Raw genomic sequence first — 15,441 nt, forward strand, 5'->3', positions numbered from 1 at the left:
TTTGGATCGGGAAGACGGCAGTTAGCCGTCGAGAATCGTCTCCATCTGTCGGCGCATCCGCGCGTCGATCGGAATCTTCGCACACCGGTCGTCGAGGCCGATCGTCTGCAGGATGAGACTCGAGTCGTCGAGCAGCGAGAGCTGAAGGTAGGTTCCCTCCCGATAGCCGTCGCTCGTCCGCTTCATGTCGATGATCTTCAGCGTTTCGTACTCGCGCAACTGGTCCGTAATTCGCTTCTTCCCGAGGACGTTCGCGTCGATCGCTTCTGCAAACGCCCGGTAGACGCGGTACATCTCCGTCGCCTTGAACGCCGACCGGTCGGTAAATTCGTCCATCGTCGCGAGCGCGGCGATAGCGATCTTTGCCTGTGTCGGGCAGCCACGGATTAGATCCTGAATACGCGTGACTTCGGCGTCGTCGTTCGCGACGCGGACGTGTTCCTCGCGAACGCAGTCGGCGTCGTTGTCCCGTGCGACCTCGCCGGCGAGTCGGAAGAGGTCGATCGCCCGTCGGGCGTCGCCGTGTTCCTGGGCAGAGAAGGCTGAACAGAGCGGGATTACATCATCCGAGAGGACGTCATCTCGGTAGGCGTCACGCCGTCGAGTGAGGATATCACCGAGCTGGTTCGCATCGTAAGCCGGGAAAACGATCTCGTCCGGTGAGAACGAACTCTCGACGCGAGTGTCAAGCCGATCGCCGTACTTGAGATCGTTGCTGATCCCGATGACCGTGATGCTCGCGTCGACGTCGTTCTCCTCGCCGGCCCGGGAGAGTTGCATCAGGAGTTTGCTGTCGTCGGCGTCCTCCGGTGGGACGTTCTGGACGTCGTCTGGGGGCGCGAGCCGGTCGATTTCGTCTAACACGACGATGATCGCATCGTACAGTTCGTCGATGACTTGCCACAGGCGGTCGTAGTACGCTCCCGTTGCAATACCCGAATGCGGAATTGTGATCCCGGTTTCCTCTGGCTCGTTGAGTCGCTTTGCGAGGTGGATGACGGTCTGGACCTCGGAACGGCGCTGGGCGCAGTCGATAACCGCGCGACCGATCCTGACGTCGTTCTCCTCGCCGCGTTCGACGACTTCTCGGCTGACGTAGCGAGTGACGAGTGTCTTTCCCGAACCGGACTTGCCGAGCAGGAGTGTTCCCTTCCCCGTCCCACCAGAAATCGTCGGCTTCAGTCGCCGCGCGACGGTTTCGATCTGATTGTTCCGCCCGACGATCTTGTTCTGATCGGGCACGTGATCGATCCGCAGCAGATCCTCGTTCGCGAAAATGCGATCCTCTTCGTCGAGAACCGCCAGCGGATCGTCGCGAGATTCAGAGCGAGAGTGAGCAACCGCCCCGTGCTCGGCCGCGAACTCGCCGAGCGTTGCTCCCCCCTCCGTCGACAGTGTCATACACCGCCTTTCAAATGAATTCGGTTTAGTTCTTTCTTTCTCACCGATCTTCGAACGAGAGGGACTCGAGTACTCCTCTCGTGTCACACGAGCGGAATACGGCAACCTAACTGTTGGATGTGGTCGATACGGCGAGACTGACACCGCATTTCAGATGAATTGGGGCCACAGTGTGGTGCTGGTTCCGCTGGTGGCTGTTGGAGAGGGGAGACCCACACCGGGTTTCAAATGATTTCGTGAGTGGATGAGGTGGGGGTCGGTGGACAGCTGAGGTGGTGGGACTCGAGTTGTGACGGCGAAGACGGGAGACCCACACCGGATTTCAGATGTAATTCCCGAGATGGCCCGGTGGTATGGTGGGGAGAAGGAGTGACGAGCTAGTGCTGTAGAACAAGGAGTGTCGAAATAGCGTTGTAGAACAAGGTGTGGTAAAATAATGCTGTAGAACAAGGGGTGACGAAATAGTGCTGTGGGAGCACGAGTAGCAGAACAGGGGAACGGCCTGATAGAAGAAGGACCTGGACAGAAGCTGTTGACGAGTGGAGAACAGCGTGTCGGTTGCCACTGAAATCATCTGAAACCCGGTGTTCCGAGTGAGTGGATCCACATCTACAATGCTTGGACAGTCATCTGGTGACATATAAATCAAACACTATTCCACTCTGTGAATTTCGGTATCCCTGTCATTGTCGTCTGTTACTTCTTTCTACTGGACTAGTAGTAGTACTAGATAACCTGTATAGTAATAGTTATAATAATGTTTCAAATTTGTCGACATCTTACCGCTCAGATATCCGCATTTGAGCGCCCCTGATGCCAATATTCGGCATCTGCGTCCGACTCTACCACAATCTCCACCTCACACCCCACCCCTTACCCCACCCCTCACGTCCGCTGCATTTCATCTGAAATCCGGTGTGGGGGCGTCAGTATTCGTCGTTCGAGTACTCCTCGTCTCGAAACAACCCTCACGGCGAAGATGACGCCGTCATTCAGAACCCTGGCTGTCGTGCCGTCTGCAAGGAGAGATCGGTAACTCTACTCGAGTACGGTTGTGCGTCCGCTCACTCAGTCTGGCTGGCCACTGGTGAGTCCCCCTGGAGACGCTCCGTGGCAGTCTCCTGGTCTTCGGGATAGCCGACGTCGATGCGCCAGCCGTCCATACGAATTGCGTCGATCGTTCGGCCGGACTGGATGAGGAGGTCGATCGCGTCGGGGAGTTCGTACTCGCCGCGGTCGCTGGGCTGGACGAGGTGGCAGGCGTGGAAGATCGCGGGGGTGAAGGTGTAGAAGCCGGTCATGACGAGGTTCGATGGGGGTTCGTCGGGCTTCTCGACGACTTCGACGATCTCGCCGTACTCGTTCGTATCGAGGACGCCGTAGCGCGAGGCCTCCTCGTAGGGGACTTCTTCGACGAGGAACGCTGCGTCGGCTCGCTCCTCTTGCTGGCGGTTGACTACGTCGCCGAGGTTGCCCCGGAAGATGTTGTCCCCGAGCATGAGCATGAAGTCGTCGTCGATGTGCGGTTCTGCCTGCAGGATGGCGTGGGCCAGACCCAGTTGCTCGCGCTGGTGGGCGTAGGTGATCGGGACGTCCTCGTACTCGTCGCCGTAGCGTTCGATGATCTGCTCTTTCTGATAGCCGACGACGACGATGAACTCCGTCGCACCGATCTCGAGAAGATTGTCGAAGACATCTTCGATAAGCGGCGTTCCGTCGACTTCGACGAGGACCTTCGGTTTGTCCTCGGTCAGGGGCCGGAGGCGGGTTCCCTTGCCCGCGGCCAGTACGACTGCTTGCATATAGCTAGTGATCCGATGGAAGTCCTATATGTCTTCGGGCATCGTGATTGTCCAGTTTTATCGGTGCTCCTCTTTTGGTGGTGCTGGTGTACAACCGGAGACCGTTCTTCATTCACGATTCACTCACGAGACAGACCGATGCAAATCTCGGTCGTGGTCTGTCACCCTGAGCCTGCCTACCAGCAGTTATTCAAGGACACTCGGGCAAGAGCATCTATGAGCGAAGAGACCGTGCCGGCCGTCGTACTTGCGGCTGGTGAGGGTCGTCGGCTCGATCCACTAACGAACCGACGACCGAAACCCATGGTTCCGGTCGCGAACCGACCGATACTTGACTACGTCGTCTCGGCACTCGCGGGTGCCGGTATCGATCGCATCGTCCTCGTCGTGGGCTACCGACAGGAACGAATCAGGAACTACTTCGGCGACGGCGACGACTGGGACGTCGACATCGAGTACGTCGTTCAGGAGACACAGCTCGGGACCGCCCATGCGGTCTTGCAGGCCGAGGAGGTCGTCGACGGCCCGTTCCTCGTGCTCAACGGCGACCGGATCGTCGATCCCGCACTCGTCTCGCAGGTCCGCGACGCGGTCGCAACCGACGCCGACCGTCCCGTCCTCTCGGTCACCCGATCGGCTCACGCGAGCGACTACGGCGTCGTCTCCCTCGAGGGCAACCGCGTCACCGGAATCACCGAAAAGCCGATCGCCCCCGCCCGTTCAGAACTGATTAACGCGGGCGTCTACGGCTTTGCGAACGACATCTTCGAAGCGATCCGGGAAACGCCGACAGAAGAAGGCGAGCTCGCAATCACGACGACACTCGAGACCATCCTCGCTGATCGGTCCGCCAGCGCCGTTCAGGAGCACGACATCTGGCTCGACGTCTCCTATCTCTGGGACCTGCTCGACGTCAACGCGGCGATTCTCGGCGACGACGAGTTCGAAACCACGCAGGAGTCGACACTCGAGGGCGAGGTTGCGACGGACACGGCGATCGGGACCGCCGTCTCACTGGGTGCCAACGCGACCGTCGGCGGTAGCACCGCGCTCGGTGACAACGTCACGATTCAGCCGAACGCGGTCGTCTCGAACGCGGTCGTCTTTCCCGACGCAGTCATCGAATCCGGTGCCGTCGTCCGGGACGCCATCGTCGCGAGCAACGCCAGAATCGGTGCGAACACGACGATCGCAGGCGGAACGAGTACCGTTGTCGTCGACGGCGAGGTCCACGAAGACGTCGACTTCGGCGGCGTAATCGGGGACAACGCCACCCTCGGCGGCGGCGTCACCGTCGATCCCGGAACCGTCCTCGGCGACGATGCCGTCGTCGACGCCGGCGCACACGTCACCGGTCGAATCGAACCCGATGCGGTCGTCAGGAGGGGGTAATCATGTGTGGAATCGTCGGCTACGTCGGTGACGGTCCCGTCGGATCGATCGTCCACAACGGACTCGAAAACCTCGATTACCGCGGCTACGACTCGGCAGGCATCGCGCTCGTCGACCGCGACTCCGCCGACCTGGCCATCACCAAACGCGAAGGCGAAGTCAGCGGCCTCGACGTGCCGTCCGTCTCGAGTGCAACCTGTGGCATCGGCCACACGCGCTGGTCGACCCACGGCCCGCCGACCGATACCAATGCCCACCCGCACACGGGCATGACGGGCGAGGTCGCCGTCGTCCACAACGGCATCATAGAGAACTACGCGGCCCTCAAGGACGAGCTCATCGCAGACGGCCACGAGTTTACGAGCGACACCGACACCGAGGTTGTCCCACACCTGCTCGAACAACAACTCGAAGCGGGCCACGATCTCCAGTCGGCACTCGAGTCCGTCGTCGACGAACTCGAGGGGAGCTACGCAATCGCCGCCGTCGAGGCAGGTTCAGACCGAATCGTCGCGACGCGCCACGAGAGTCCGCTGGTCGTCGGCCACGGCGACGGAACTGCCTTCCTCGCCAGCGACGTCACCGCGTTCTTAGAGCACACGCGCGATGTCACGTACCTACAGGACGGCGACGTTGTCGTTCTGGACGACGGCGAAGTGACGATCACACAGGATGGGGACCCTGTCGACCGCCCCATCGAAACCGTCGACTGGGACGCCAACGCCGCCGAAAAGGGCGGCTACGACCACTACATGCTCAAGGAAATCCACGAACAGCCCACCGCGCTCCGGCAGGCGCTCTCGGGACGCGTGAACCTCGACGACGGAACCGCCGACCTCGACCTCGAGTTCCCGCCCGGATTCCTGGAGTCACTCGAGGAGATCCAGCTCATCGCCTGTGGCACCTCGTACTACGCCGCCCAGTACGCGGCAGGGCTACTCGAGAGCGTCGCTGACGTGCGCGCGTCGGCCCAACTCGCGAGCGAGTACACGTTCAACGGCGGCCGCGACCCCTGGCGGACGCTTACTGTCGCCGTCACCCAGAGCGGCGAGACGGCCGACACGCTCAGCGCGCTGCGCCGCGCCAACGGCGCTGGCGTGCGGACGCTCGCAGTGACGAACACGCTCGGTAGCACGGTCACGCGGGAGGCCAACGACAGCCTCTTTATCCGTGCAGGCCCGGAAATCGGCGTCGCTGCGACCAAGACGTTCGCCTCGCAGGTCACGACCCTCGCACTGCTCTCGATCTTCGTTGCCCGAGAACGCGGCACGCTCTCGGCGGCCGACGCTCGGAGTGCACTCGCAGACCTTCGCGGCCTCCCCGGCGCAGTCCAGCAGGTGCTCGACGAAGCCGAGACAGTCCGCGAGGCGGCCGAAACCTACGTCGACGCCTCGGCGTACTTCTTCGTCGGCCGGACCTACGGCTATCCGGTTGCACTCGAGGGCGCACTCAAGTTGAAAGAAATCGCCTACGACCATGCGGAGGGGTTCGCTGCAGGCGAGTTGAAACACGGCCCGCTCGCACTCGTTACTGATGAGACGCCACTCCTTGCCGTCCTGACCGAGGGAACGCGACCGGCAGAGACGCTCAATAACGTTGCCGAAGCACAGACTCGCGGCTCGCCCGCGATCGGTATCGTCGACGGAACGGTCGAGACGAACGCGCTGGACGTTACGTTCGAGGTGCCATCACTTGGAACCGCGACGCCACTCGTGGCGAACGTCTATCTGCAACTGTTCGCGTACTACATCGCGGATCTGCAGGGTCGACCGATCGACAAGCCGCGGAATCTGGCGAAGAGTGTGACTGTCGAGTAAGGCGCACCCATATCCGTTTCTCTGTCTGACTTTACCGTCTGACCTTGCCTTCTGACTCACCGATAGTTGTTCGTGAGAATCGGGGCCAAGAAGTATGTGAAGTGCGTGAACTCTCAGGACACGAGCGGAATCCGAACCGGCGAATTTGCAACGACCGTGGATCGGAACCGACGCGAAATCGTGAACAGCGTCGTAAAGTACGTGCCAGCTCCGACCGCAACGAGGAGGACGAGTATCACCACGTTCTGCTCGAGGATTCCGGTCGCTTCGATGGCGTTCTGGCCTCCGAACACGATTGCTGCCATTACGACGGCTGCACTGAGCTGCCGGGCAAGCTCACCGTACGGAATGTCGAACGCAACGAGCCGGTGGAGTTCGCGAAGCGAGAGTGACAACCCGATCGTTGCGGACAGTGCGGTCGCGATCGCTGCACCGAGCCAGCCGAGCCAGACGATCAGCACGACGTTGAGCACGACGTTCGCAACGATGGCGACCGCGTTGACCCTGAATGCGACATCTGGCCTGTCGATTCCGTTGAGCACGTTGACGAGTTGCTTCTGGTAGCCACGAGCCAGTGTCGCGACGATTAACACGCCGAGGACGGCAGTTCCCTGGACAAACTCCGACCCGTACAGCAGAAGCAATCGATCGCCGAGCAGTATCGCACCGAACAATCCGGGAATGATGACTAACCCGCCGTACGTGAGTGCATCGCTGACGAGTGCAGAAACCGTTTCACTGTCACCTTCAGCGTCCGCAACGCTTAGTTCCGGAAACAGCGTCGCTTTCACTGCTGTGCCAAATACAGTGAGAAACTTCGCGATGCTCCAGGCGACCGAATAGATCCCGACGAGTGCGGGGGAGACTAACGCACCGAGAATAACGATGTCCACGTCGTTGAACGATCTCGACTCGAGATTCCCGAGCCACGAGTACTTCGCGTAGTCGAAGAGACTACGGAAGTGCTCAGTCGAGGGCCGTGCGAGCGTAACCGAGACAAATACCAGCGCAACCAGTGACGCGATCAAGATGCCGACTCCCTTGCCGACGATCATCCCCGTAAGCCCGAAGCCGGCGAACACGAGGCCAATCTGGATGACGGCTCGCGAGCCTGTCTTCAACGGATCGAGGAGTCCGTATATGTGAACCAGGTGCTCACCCTGTAGAACGGCAGTCAGAAGCGAGTGAACGAGTTTGAGGACGAGCAAGAAGACGACGAACACTGCGGCTTCCACTCCGACGTAGTCGTTGACCGCATCTCGAAAGACGATGACGCCGACCGAAAGCACAGCCGCAAGGATTCCGATAGCGATCGCACCTGCGGTAAAGTACGCAGACTGCTCTTCGCCCTCACTCAGGCGCTTCGTTATCGCCGACGAGATGCCGATCTTTCCGCCGAGTTCGAGCCATGCGACGAGTGCGAGAATTAACGCATAATAGCCAAGGATCTCAGCGCCGAGTACTCGAGCGAAGTAGATCGTCGCGACGAAGCCAAGGGCTGCTTTTGCAAATTTAGAGACGAAGACGATGAAGGAGGTTTGGCCAATTCGCATATTACACACGTTGAGATCGTGCTATCCAGTCGTATGAGGGCACATTACAGCTAGTATCGTTGTAATCAGCACCACCATAAAATACCTGTTATTAGCTTATGACGTCTACCGCGTACGGATGAGCAACTTCGGTGAGAAATCAGGCCAGAAATGGCTGCCAGCACAGCGGTGCTGCCTGCCGATATCAAAGTAGAAGGAGGCCATGCTCAAACAATGGATGTGCTACAATCACCAGCTATTAATTATCGAGCCAGTATCGATAGTCGGGATGGTCAAGCATGTCCCTGTTTTGGTAATGTTCCTCGCACTGTTCTACCCATTCTTTGTGTCTGACGATCACTGAGACTGGAACCCGATCCAAATCAAGCAACTGGGCGATTATCAGCCGGTGTCGATTATCGAGTAGCATCATCTCCCCATCTCGAGCGATGTCAATCGAAATTTCGTTTATGCGTTCGTTCAGGAAACCGAACGGCTCGTCGAACGATGGGTTCGGCTCTCTGAGTTCGGACTGGGTTCTATACCCGTGTGTAGCTATTGATTCGTAAAGCGAGTCGAGTCGCTGGCATCGACGGTCGATGTCAGCTACGGTTGTACAGCCATGCCATACCTCGGTCCCTTCACTGACGTGCTCCTGCAGTGCCTCGTAGAGTTTGGTTTCCGTCCAGTCAATACCGTTGACAAAGTGACTTTCTAGTGACTCGTAGAGTATTGTCTCATCAATATATTCCGAAACCATCTCTGTCTCGACGCCGACTTCCTTTTGGTCCCAGTCTCCGTTCTGTATGGCTCCAATGTCGTAGAGACTTTCCCGTCGAGATCGTATTCGAGGTGAGAAGGTTGTGATCGCGTCTGGATCGACGTACAACCGCTCAAGTGGTTTTATCGGAACATCGTACTTTCTGTAACCACGACAATTTTTTATCCTGTACAGGGAAGGAGTGGTATGCCAATAGGACCGAGACGTAACTGCTGTCTGGAGTGCGGCATATTCAAGCGACCGATAGAGAACGTGGCTGGCACCGAGCTTTTTGATTCTCTGCCACACCTTTTGAAGAAGAGCCGATATTGATCGTATGGACATGGTAAATTTATGCGGAGCCGTATCGTACCCGTCGACTGGTTGCCGGTTCTAATTGGAGGTGTATATTCCTTATCAAGCTATGCTAGCGACTCCGATCAATTGCTAGCACGCTATAATTTACTAGTGTCGACACCTTCGCAGTAATCTCGAACACCTTAACAGAGCCCTATCTAATAATATACGAAACCTCTATACTGGTTTGATATTAACCTCCTCAGTATGGATCCCACTATTTCGGATTCGCTACCCCCCTCATTTCAGCGCCACATCTCTCACGAGGATCTCAAATCAAATTCTACGCTACAGTCCATTGATGATATACTGGGTCAGATAGAGATACTCAAGAACCACCAGAACTCGATTGAGGTCATCCTCGATATTGGTTGTAACCGTGGCGCGTTTGTGACCGCTCTCGGCGAATATCTCGGTGCAGACGTGGTCTACGGCATCGACATCGATTCCGAAATGCGCGAGATTGCATCCGAGAGGGGTATAACTGTCTTTGATACGAATATTGAGGAGGATCCGTTGCCATTGGGTGATTCAACAGTCGATCTTGTTCTTTCATTTGGTCTTCTAGAACATCTTCGTTACTATGACAATCTCTTCGAAGAAGTACGCCGCGTCCTGAGGAACGGCTGGTTCTGGGTGACGACACCTAACCTGGCTAGTTGGATCAATCGATTCGCACTGCTGACGGGACACCAACCTCGAAACGTCGAACTATCCCAGCAACGAGCGACCGGCGTCTTACCAGTCTACAAGAAGCACAAGCCAGTCAATCACGTCCATGCACCGACCTACGGTGCTCTCATAGAGTTACTCGAGTACTACGGGTTTGAGCCAATTGACACTGCTGCGCTAACGCCATACCAACGGTCGCGTCTCGTCGCACTGTTAGATACCGTGTTTGGATTGCGAACCAGCTGGAGTCGGCGGGTTTCGGTGCTTACGAAACGATAGTGACCGTCTGCCTCCACGAAATTAGAGCGACTCGAGTATCCGTCGGTATCGTTCAACAGCACCTTCGAAACTGAACTTTTGTTCGATCAGTGTTCGTCCGTTTTCGCTTACGGTTGCTAATTTCTCGTCTCGCTGAATCTGGCTTACTCGGCTCGCGATCGTCTCTGGGTCTGATTCACGCATCAAATAGCCGGTTTTGCCTTCTTTCACGACATCTGGTACACCGGACACCGGTGTTGCATAGACTGGTGTTCCACAAGCGAGCGATTCTAGGATTACGGTTGGCAGCCCCTCGGTCGGTTGGGACGGCAAGATCAGCAACTGTAGCTCGTTCAACTGTGCTGGAACTTCGTCGTGGTCGACCCATCCAGAGACTTCTACCGTTCCCTGTTCAATTTCACTCTCGAGTTCGTTTTCGAGCCACCCACGAAGGTCACCATCGCCGATGAATCGGAACGTTATCTCATCAGGAACGGCTTGGGCAACTGCTGCGAGATTTCGAATGCCCTTCTCTTCGTCTAGTCGACCAAGGAATCCTACGACACAGTCTCGTTCTTCGAACGGAATAGTCGGCGAAAATCGCTCGGTATCGACGTATCGTGCACCGTGAGGATGGAGTGTTGGCTCAGCAGGGTCGAGTCCGAGCTGTTCTGCCATTGCGGGGGTGTACGTGATTATTCGGTGCGAGAGTGCGTATCCAACTCGTTCAAGTGCCCAAACCGATCCGGCGAGCACCCGTGCGATACTGGATGGGACACGTTGCTCCCACTGCAATCGAAGTGTCAGTGGAACATCTCCACGGGGCTCAAGGAGTACGGTTTTACCTACGATACGGGCCCACAGAATGGGGAGAACATACGCTGTCGCTCCGAAAAACAGGACAACATTCTCTTCCCGCTTGGTAACCACATGACACATCCGAAACTGGTTGAAAATAAACTGGATCGCTGCGACGAAAATCGAGTCATGCATGCCGGCCGCTGAAATCTCGTTTACCTCGTACTTTTCACGAATCTCCGATTCGTCCCGCAGATTCGTGGTCACAAGCGCAACTGTCGATATCGCCGCAATGATATCCAGCAGCGACTCGACGTGATTTTCACTAGCTGGGGCGAGCGGATGTGTAACGACGAGTACGTCCTCTTCGGACATCAGTTCGCGTAGTGCTTTTCAAGACGTGGATAAATAGACCGTGGTACCCGAGTGAAATCCATTATGTACGATGTACGCCTCCTCTATGTTCGTCCTGCTTCAAAATTAACTTTTTCTCACTCGGCACTCGTTGTGAGGGATCGGGAAAGTGCATAGAGATATCCTAATCCAACAAACCCAGTCAGAATGAGCAACATGAGAAGTGTCGTCACCGGCATCAGCGACCGAGAACGAATCGCCTTCCCTCCGTACGTGGGAACACTATGGGTGAACAACTCTTTGAGAAACGCTCCTTCTTCCCCACCGGAATCATCGACAATCGACTCGAGTAGTCGCTTCGAATACCCTTGCTGAAACGCGCGTCGGAGGAGCCATCTCGGCTGAATCCGATGTTCGAACACTTTGTGCTCGACCACTGCGTTGGAATTGTAGACAACTCCACTCCCGTACCGCTCCTGCATGCGGGCACAGAGCTCTGCACCTTCGGAGTGGAGATATCGGTCGCTGGTCGGACCCAACTCAGGGTCGAACCCACCGAGCGCGAGGAACACGTCACGGCGGAACGAAATGTTCGACTCGAACGTATTTCGGACCTCCTCGTGGTGGGTTGCAAAGTTCGGGTGTGTGACGCCAACGAGCCAGTAGAACTCCGCTGGAAGATACCACGGATTCCCCGCCCGCCAGTCACCAACGAGTCGCCCCCCTGCCGCGATTGCGTCGGTGCTTTCGTACGTTTGAACGAGCTGTTCGACCCACTCTGGATCGGCTACGGCGTCGTCGTCGATGAACGCGACAACGTCACCGGATGCGATTTCAGCGCCTCTCGTTCGACTGTACGAGACGCCGCGGTTGTCGTCATTGCAAACACAGACAACCGTCTCATCGTCGCCGAATCTCGAGCGAACACGGTCGAAGACATCCTCGTTTCCATCGACGACGAGGACGATTTCCACGGCATCGTACGTCTGGTCTTGTACGCTTTCGACGGCCTCGCAAAATACATCGAACCGGTCCATCGAATACGTACAGACGACGACGGAGACCTCCATTGAAGCCGTCTTTCGGTGATTGAGAGAAAAGGGTTTCTGTCCATCGCTGGTCCCAACCAGTCAGCGTTCCAGAAGGCTTATAGACGCGTTACATCTTCAGTAGGGCAAGATGAGTAACCAAACGCAAGCGGAGCATTCTACCGAGGTTTCCGATACCTCGGGCGTCTACGCTTACCTTCGCCGGCAGTACCATATCCCTGGGATCATTGCCGTGGTTGCGTTTATGTTCTACGTTCGTTTCCAGAACTACGACGCATTCTACGGCGAAGACAGTCTCTCCCTCCAGGCTGTCGACTCGTGGTACCACTGGCGGACGACAGAATGGGCAGTCGAGAATTATCCGAACATGATCCTCGTCGACCCGTGGACATCGTTCCCGGAAGGACACCTCTCTGGCCAGTTCGGAACGCTGTTCGACTTCATCGTCGCAACGGTCGCGATGATTATTGGACTTGGTGATCCAACACAGAACCAGATCCTTCTCGCGGCCCTGATCACGGTCCCCGCAATGGCTGCACTCGTCGCCGTTCCGACGTTCTACATCGGTCGCCGTCTGGGTGGAACGGTTGGCGGTCTCGCTGGAATCGCAATTCTCGCCCTCGCGCCGGGGACCTTCCTCGCTCGCACTACCGCCGGCCAACTCCAGCACCACGTCGCCGAGGTGCTGTTCATGTCGCTCGCGATTCTCGCGATGATGGTCGCGCTGCGCACGGCAGAACAGGATCGCCCGATCTACGAACTCGTCAAGGCGAAGGAGTGGGAACCGCTCAAGCGTCCTGCACTCTACAGCGCGTTAGCCGGTTTCGCGACCCTCCTCTATATCCTCTCGTGGCCGCCGGGTGTCGTTCTCGTCGGTATCTTCGGCGTCTTCTTCGTGATTCAGCTCTCACTGGACTTCCTCCGCGGTCGGTCTCCGGATCACATCGCGTTCGTTGGCGTCATCAGTATGCTCGTCGTCTCCGCAGGAACGGCGCTTCGGATTCAAGAATCCGGATTCAGTGCGACCGGCTTCGACTACTTCCAGCCCATCTTCCCGCTCCTCGTCGCTGGTGGCTGTGTGTTCATGGCGTTTCTGGCACGGCAGTGGGAAGAACAGGGGCTCGACCGTCGTGGTTACCCCGCTGCGATCGCTGGCTCGATCGTGCTCACGATCGTGGCGCTCGCGGTTGTTCTTCCCGATGTCTACAGCACGCTCATCTCGAACATCTCGGGACGAATCGTTCCGTTTGGACACGGTGCCTCGGCACTGACGGTTCAGGAGGTCCAACCGCCGAGCGATCCTGCGGATCACATGTTCTCTGAGTTCGGGCTCGCGTTCTACAGTGCCCTCATCGGGCTGGCGTTGCTCGTTCTCCGACCCGTGCTCGGACGCACGTTCCGCGCAGAGCATCTGCTCGTTACCGTCTGGTCGCTGTTCCTGATCAGCATGGCGCTGACGCAGGTTCGATTCAACTACTACCTCGTCGTGGCGGTTGCCGTGCTTAATGCGTACTTCGTCGCTGTTGCGATGAACTGGCTGACCCTCCCGGACAATCTCGATAGTCTCCGTGACATCGAAACGTATCAGGTTATCGCCCTCGGGCTGGTCTTGATGATGCTGTTCGTTCCGTTGCTTCCACCGATGGCAGACTCACACGCGGCTGCGGCAGGTGGCAACACAGGACCACACCCAGAATCTGTAACGTGGGAGGACTCGAACGAGTGGATGACAGAAAATACGCCCGAACCTGGTGACTGGGGCGATGCAACCAGTTCCGACGAACTCGACTACCACGGCTACTACGAGTACGGCGAGGATGGTACCTTCGACTACCCTGACGGCTCCTACGGAGTTCTCTCCTGGTGGGACTACGGTCACCTGATAAACGTCCAGGGTGAGCGCATGGCGCACTCTAACCCGTTCCAGTCCCACGCTGACTCGTCGTCGGCGTTCCTGACCGCACAATCCGAAGAGCGTGCAGAACTGATCCTCGACGCGATCGCTGCCGGTGAGGAGCCGGCTGACGAAACAAACGAAGAACTACAGGACATCGTCGACCAGGCAGCGGGCGCTGACGACGAGATCCGATACGTGATGATCGACGACGCGATGGCTGCGGGCAAGTTCTCGGCGATCACTGCATGGACCGGACCAGACCACAGCCACTACGTTACGCCGGAGGACTACGACGGAACCGAACAGATCGACCGTGACGAGGTCACAGAAGTGTTCAACGACGTTCCGTACGACGATACGGTCCTCTCGTCGCTGTACTTCAACAACGCAGTCGGCATGGAGAACTACCGCCTCGTCCACGAAAACGAAGAACACGAGACGCAGTTCATGAGTTACGCGATCATCGACTCTGACACCGATCAGGTGCTGACGGCGGAAGACGGTACGCCGCAAGTTCGACTCAACCAGGACCTGTCGAGTCAGCACACGCTCCTCGAACTGCAGCAGATCCAGCAGCATCCAAATCTCGAGTACGAAGAGATCGGACAGCGAGAGACTGCCTCGGTCAAGACGTACGAGCGCGTCGACGGTGCAACTCTCAGCGGAACGGTCGATGACGCTAACGTTTCCGCAGGGGACGTCGTCACCGCCTCGCTCGAACTCGAGACCAACACCGGAACCACGTTCAACTACACCCAGCAGGGTGAAGTCGACGAGAACGGTGCGTTCGAGCTGACGGTTCCGTACGCGACGGACGACGAACTCGGCGTCGAGGATGGCTACACGGACAGTGCTGTCGAAGCACTCGACGAGGAGTACGTCCTCTCGCTCACGACGACTGACGGCGAGGAGTTCACCGTTCACCAGGATGAACAGGCTGTTTCGGAGTCTGCAGTTATCGACGGTGAAACGATCGACGTCAACCTCGAGGAGGTCGAGGATGCGGACGAGGATCCAGCCGACGAGAACGATGAGGCAGCCGATGACGATGGTGAGTCGGACGACGACACCGTTGCTGACGACGAAGCAGCAGACGAAGAGACGGACACGGACACCTGAGCAGACGAATTGTCGAGGTGCTGTGCGTCGTTCGCTGATCTAGCAGATTGTTTGGACGCTGTTTTAGAGCGGTGCACTCTCCAATCAGCGTCTCATATTGCACTCCCGCTGTTCTTTCCCCCGAATTAGTGGGTGATTCCTGTTCGTTTCTGCTCAACTGTGTTTTCTCGTTAGAAGCGATTGCTAATCACCGTTCAATTTCATGTCACTTATTTCTGTAACATTGCATATGA

The 15,441-nt window shown here is 57.4% G+C and carries 10 protein-coding genes; 4 read left to right on the forward strand and 6 right to left on the reverse strand.

Annotated elements, in window-relative coordinates:
• Positions 1-21: 21 nt before the first annotated feature.
• Together NMAG_RS04380 and aglF are read right to left on the reverse strand one after the other, a co-directional pair.
• Positions 22-1,401, reverse strand: a complete 1,380-nt coding sequence (locus NMAG_RS04380) for a Cdc6/Cdc18 family protein (RefSeq protein WP_004216706.1) — start codon at positions 1,399-1,401, stop codon at positions 22-24.
• 1,064 nt (positions 1,402-2,465) lie between these two features.
• The gene (gene aglF / locus NMAG_RS04385) at positions 2,466-3,203 is read right to left on the reverse strand and encodes a UTP--glucose-1-phosphate uridylyltransferase AglF (protein ID WP_004216707.1); all 738 of its coding nucleotides are present in this window, start codon (positions 3,201-3,203) and stop codon (positions 2,466-2,468) included.
• A 216-nt stretch (positions 3,204-3,419) separates the two neighbouring features.
• Here aglF and NMAG_RS04390 point away from each other — a divergent pair, with 216 nt between their 5' ends.
• Together NMAG_RS04390 and glmS are read left to right on the forward strand one after the other, a co-directional pair.
• Positions 3,420-4,595, forward strand: coding sequence for a sugar phosphate nucleotidyltransferase (locus NMAG_RS04390; RefSeq protein ID WP_004216708.1), 1,176 nt, complete (start codon positions 3,420-3,422; stop codon positions 4,593-4,595).
• Between the two features lie 2 nt (positions 4,596-4,597).
• Positions 4,598-6,412 (forward strand): glutamine--fructose-6-phosphate transaminase (isomerizing), encoded by a 1,815-nt coding sequence (gene glmS / locus NMAG_RS04395; protein WP_004216709.1) that lies wholly within the window; start codon positions 4,598-4,600, stop codon positions 6,410-6,412.
• Positions 6,413-6,525: 113 nt separating this feature from the next.
• Here the strand turns inward: glmS and NMAG_RS04400 are convergent, their stop codons facing one another.
• On the reverse strand, positions 6,526-7,965 hold the full coding sequence (locus NMAG_RS04400; RefSeq protein ID WP_004216710.1) for a lipopolysaccharide biosynthesis protein: 1,440 nt from the start codon (positions 7,963-7,965) through the stop codon (positions 6,526-6,528).
• Positions 7,966-8,203: 238 nt separating this feature from the next.
• Complete coding sequence (locus NMAG_RS04405; RefSeq protein WP_012996441.1) at positions 8,204-9,049, reverse strand: hypothetical protein; 846 nt, start codon at positions 9,047-9,049, stop codon at positions 8,204-8,206.
• 219 nt (positions 9,050-9,268) lie between these two features.
• Between NMAG_RS04405 and NMAG_RS04410 the strand changes: the two genes are divergently transcribed.
• Positions 9,269-10,012, forward strand: coding sequence for a class I SAM-dependent methyltransferase (locus NMAG_RS04410; RefSeq protein ID WP_004216712.1), 744 nt, complete (start codon positions 9,269-9,271; stop codon positions 10,010-10,012).
• A gap of 21 nt (positions 10,013-10,033) precedes the next feature.
• Here the strand turns inward: NMAG_RS04410 and NMAG_RS22740 are convergent, their stop codons facing one another.
• Entirely contained in the window at positions 10,034-11,164 is a 1,131-nt protein-coding gene (locus NMAG_RS22740; protein WP_004216713.1) for a glycosyltransferase family 4 protein, read from the reverse strand.
• Positions 11,165-11,280: 116 nt separating this feature from the next.
• Positions 11,281-12,213, reverse strand: a complete 933-nt coding sequence (gene aglG / locus NMAG_RS04420) for a glucosyl-dolichyl phosphate glucuronosyltransferase (RefSeq protein WP_004216715.1) — start codon at positions 12,211-12,213, stop codon at positions 11,281-11,283.
• A gap of 109 nt (positions 12,214-12,322) precedes the next feature.
• Here aglG and NMAG_RS04425 point away from each other — a divergent pair, with 109 nt between their 5' ends.
• Complete coding sequence (locus NMAG_RS04425) at positions 12,323-15,208, forward strand: oligosaccharyl transferase, archaeosortase A system-associated (RefSeq protein ID WP_012996442.1); 2,886 nt, start codon at positions 12,323-12,325, stop codon at positions 15,206-15,208.
• Positions 15,209-15,441: the final 233 nt, after the last annotated feature.

The organism is Natrialba magadii ATCC 43099, from assembly GCF_000025625.1.
Classification (GTDB): domain Archaea; phylum Halobacteriota; class Halobacteria; order Halobacteriales; family Natrialbaceae; genus Natrialba; species Natrialba magadii.

Coding starts and splice junctions, on each gene's coding strand:
- NMAG_RS04380 (WP_004216706.1), bottom strand. CDS start 1,401: ATGACACTGTCGACGGAGGGGGGAGCAACGCTCGGCGAGTTCGCGGCC.
- aglF (WP_004216707.1), bottom strand. CDS start 3,203: ATGCAAGCAGTCGTACTGGCCGCGGGCAAGGGAACCCGCCTCCGGCCC.
- NMAG_RS04390 (WP_004216708.1), top strand. CDS start 3,420: ATGAGCGAAGAGACCGTGCCGGCCGTCGTACTTGCGGCTGGTGAGGGT.
- glmS (WP_004216709.1), top strand. CDS start 4,598: ATGTGTGGAATCGTCGGCTACGTCGGTGACGGTCCCGTCGGATCGATC.
- NMAG_RS04400 (WP_004216710.1), bottom strand. CDS start 7,965: ATGCGAATTGGCCAAACCTCCTTCATCGTCTTCGTCTCTAAATTTGCA.
- NMAG_RS04405 (WP_012996441.1), bottom strand. CDS start 9,049: ATGTCCATACGATCAATATCGGCTCTTCTTCAAAAGGTGTGGCAGAGA.
- NMAG_RS04410 (WP_004216712.1), top strand. CDS start 9,269: ATGGATCCCACTATTTCGGATTCGCTACCCCCCTCATTTCAGCGCCAC.
- NMAG_RS22740 (WP_004216713.1), bottom strand. CDS start 11,164: ATGTCCGAAGAGGACGTACTCGTCGTTACACATCCGCTCGCCCCAGCT.
- aglG (WP_004216715.1), bottom strand. CDS start 12,213: ATGGAGGTCTCCGTCGTCGTCTGTACGTATTCGATGGACCGGTTCGAT.
- NMAG_RS04425 (WP_012996442.1), top strand. CDS start 12,323: ATGAGTAACCAAACGCAAGCGGAGCATTCTACCGAGGTTTCCGATACC.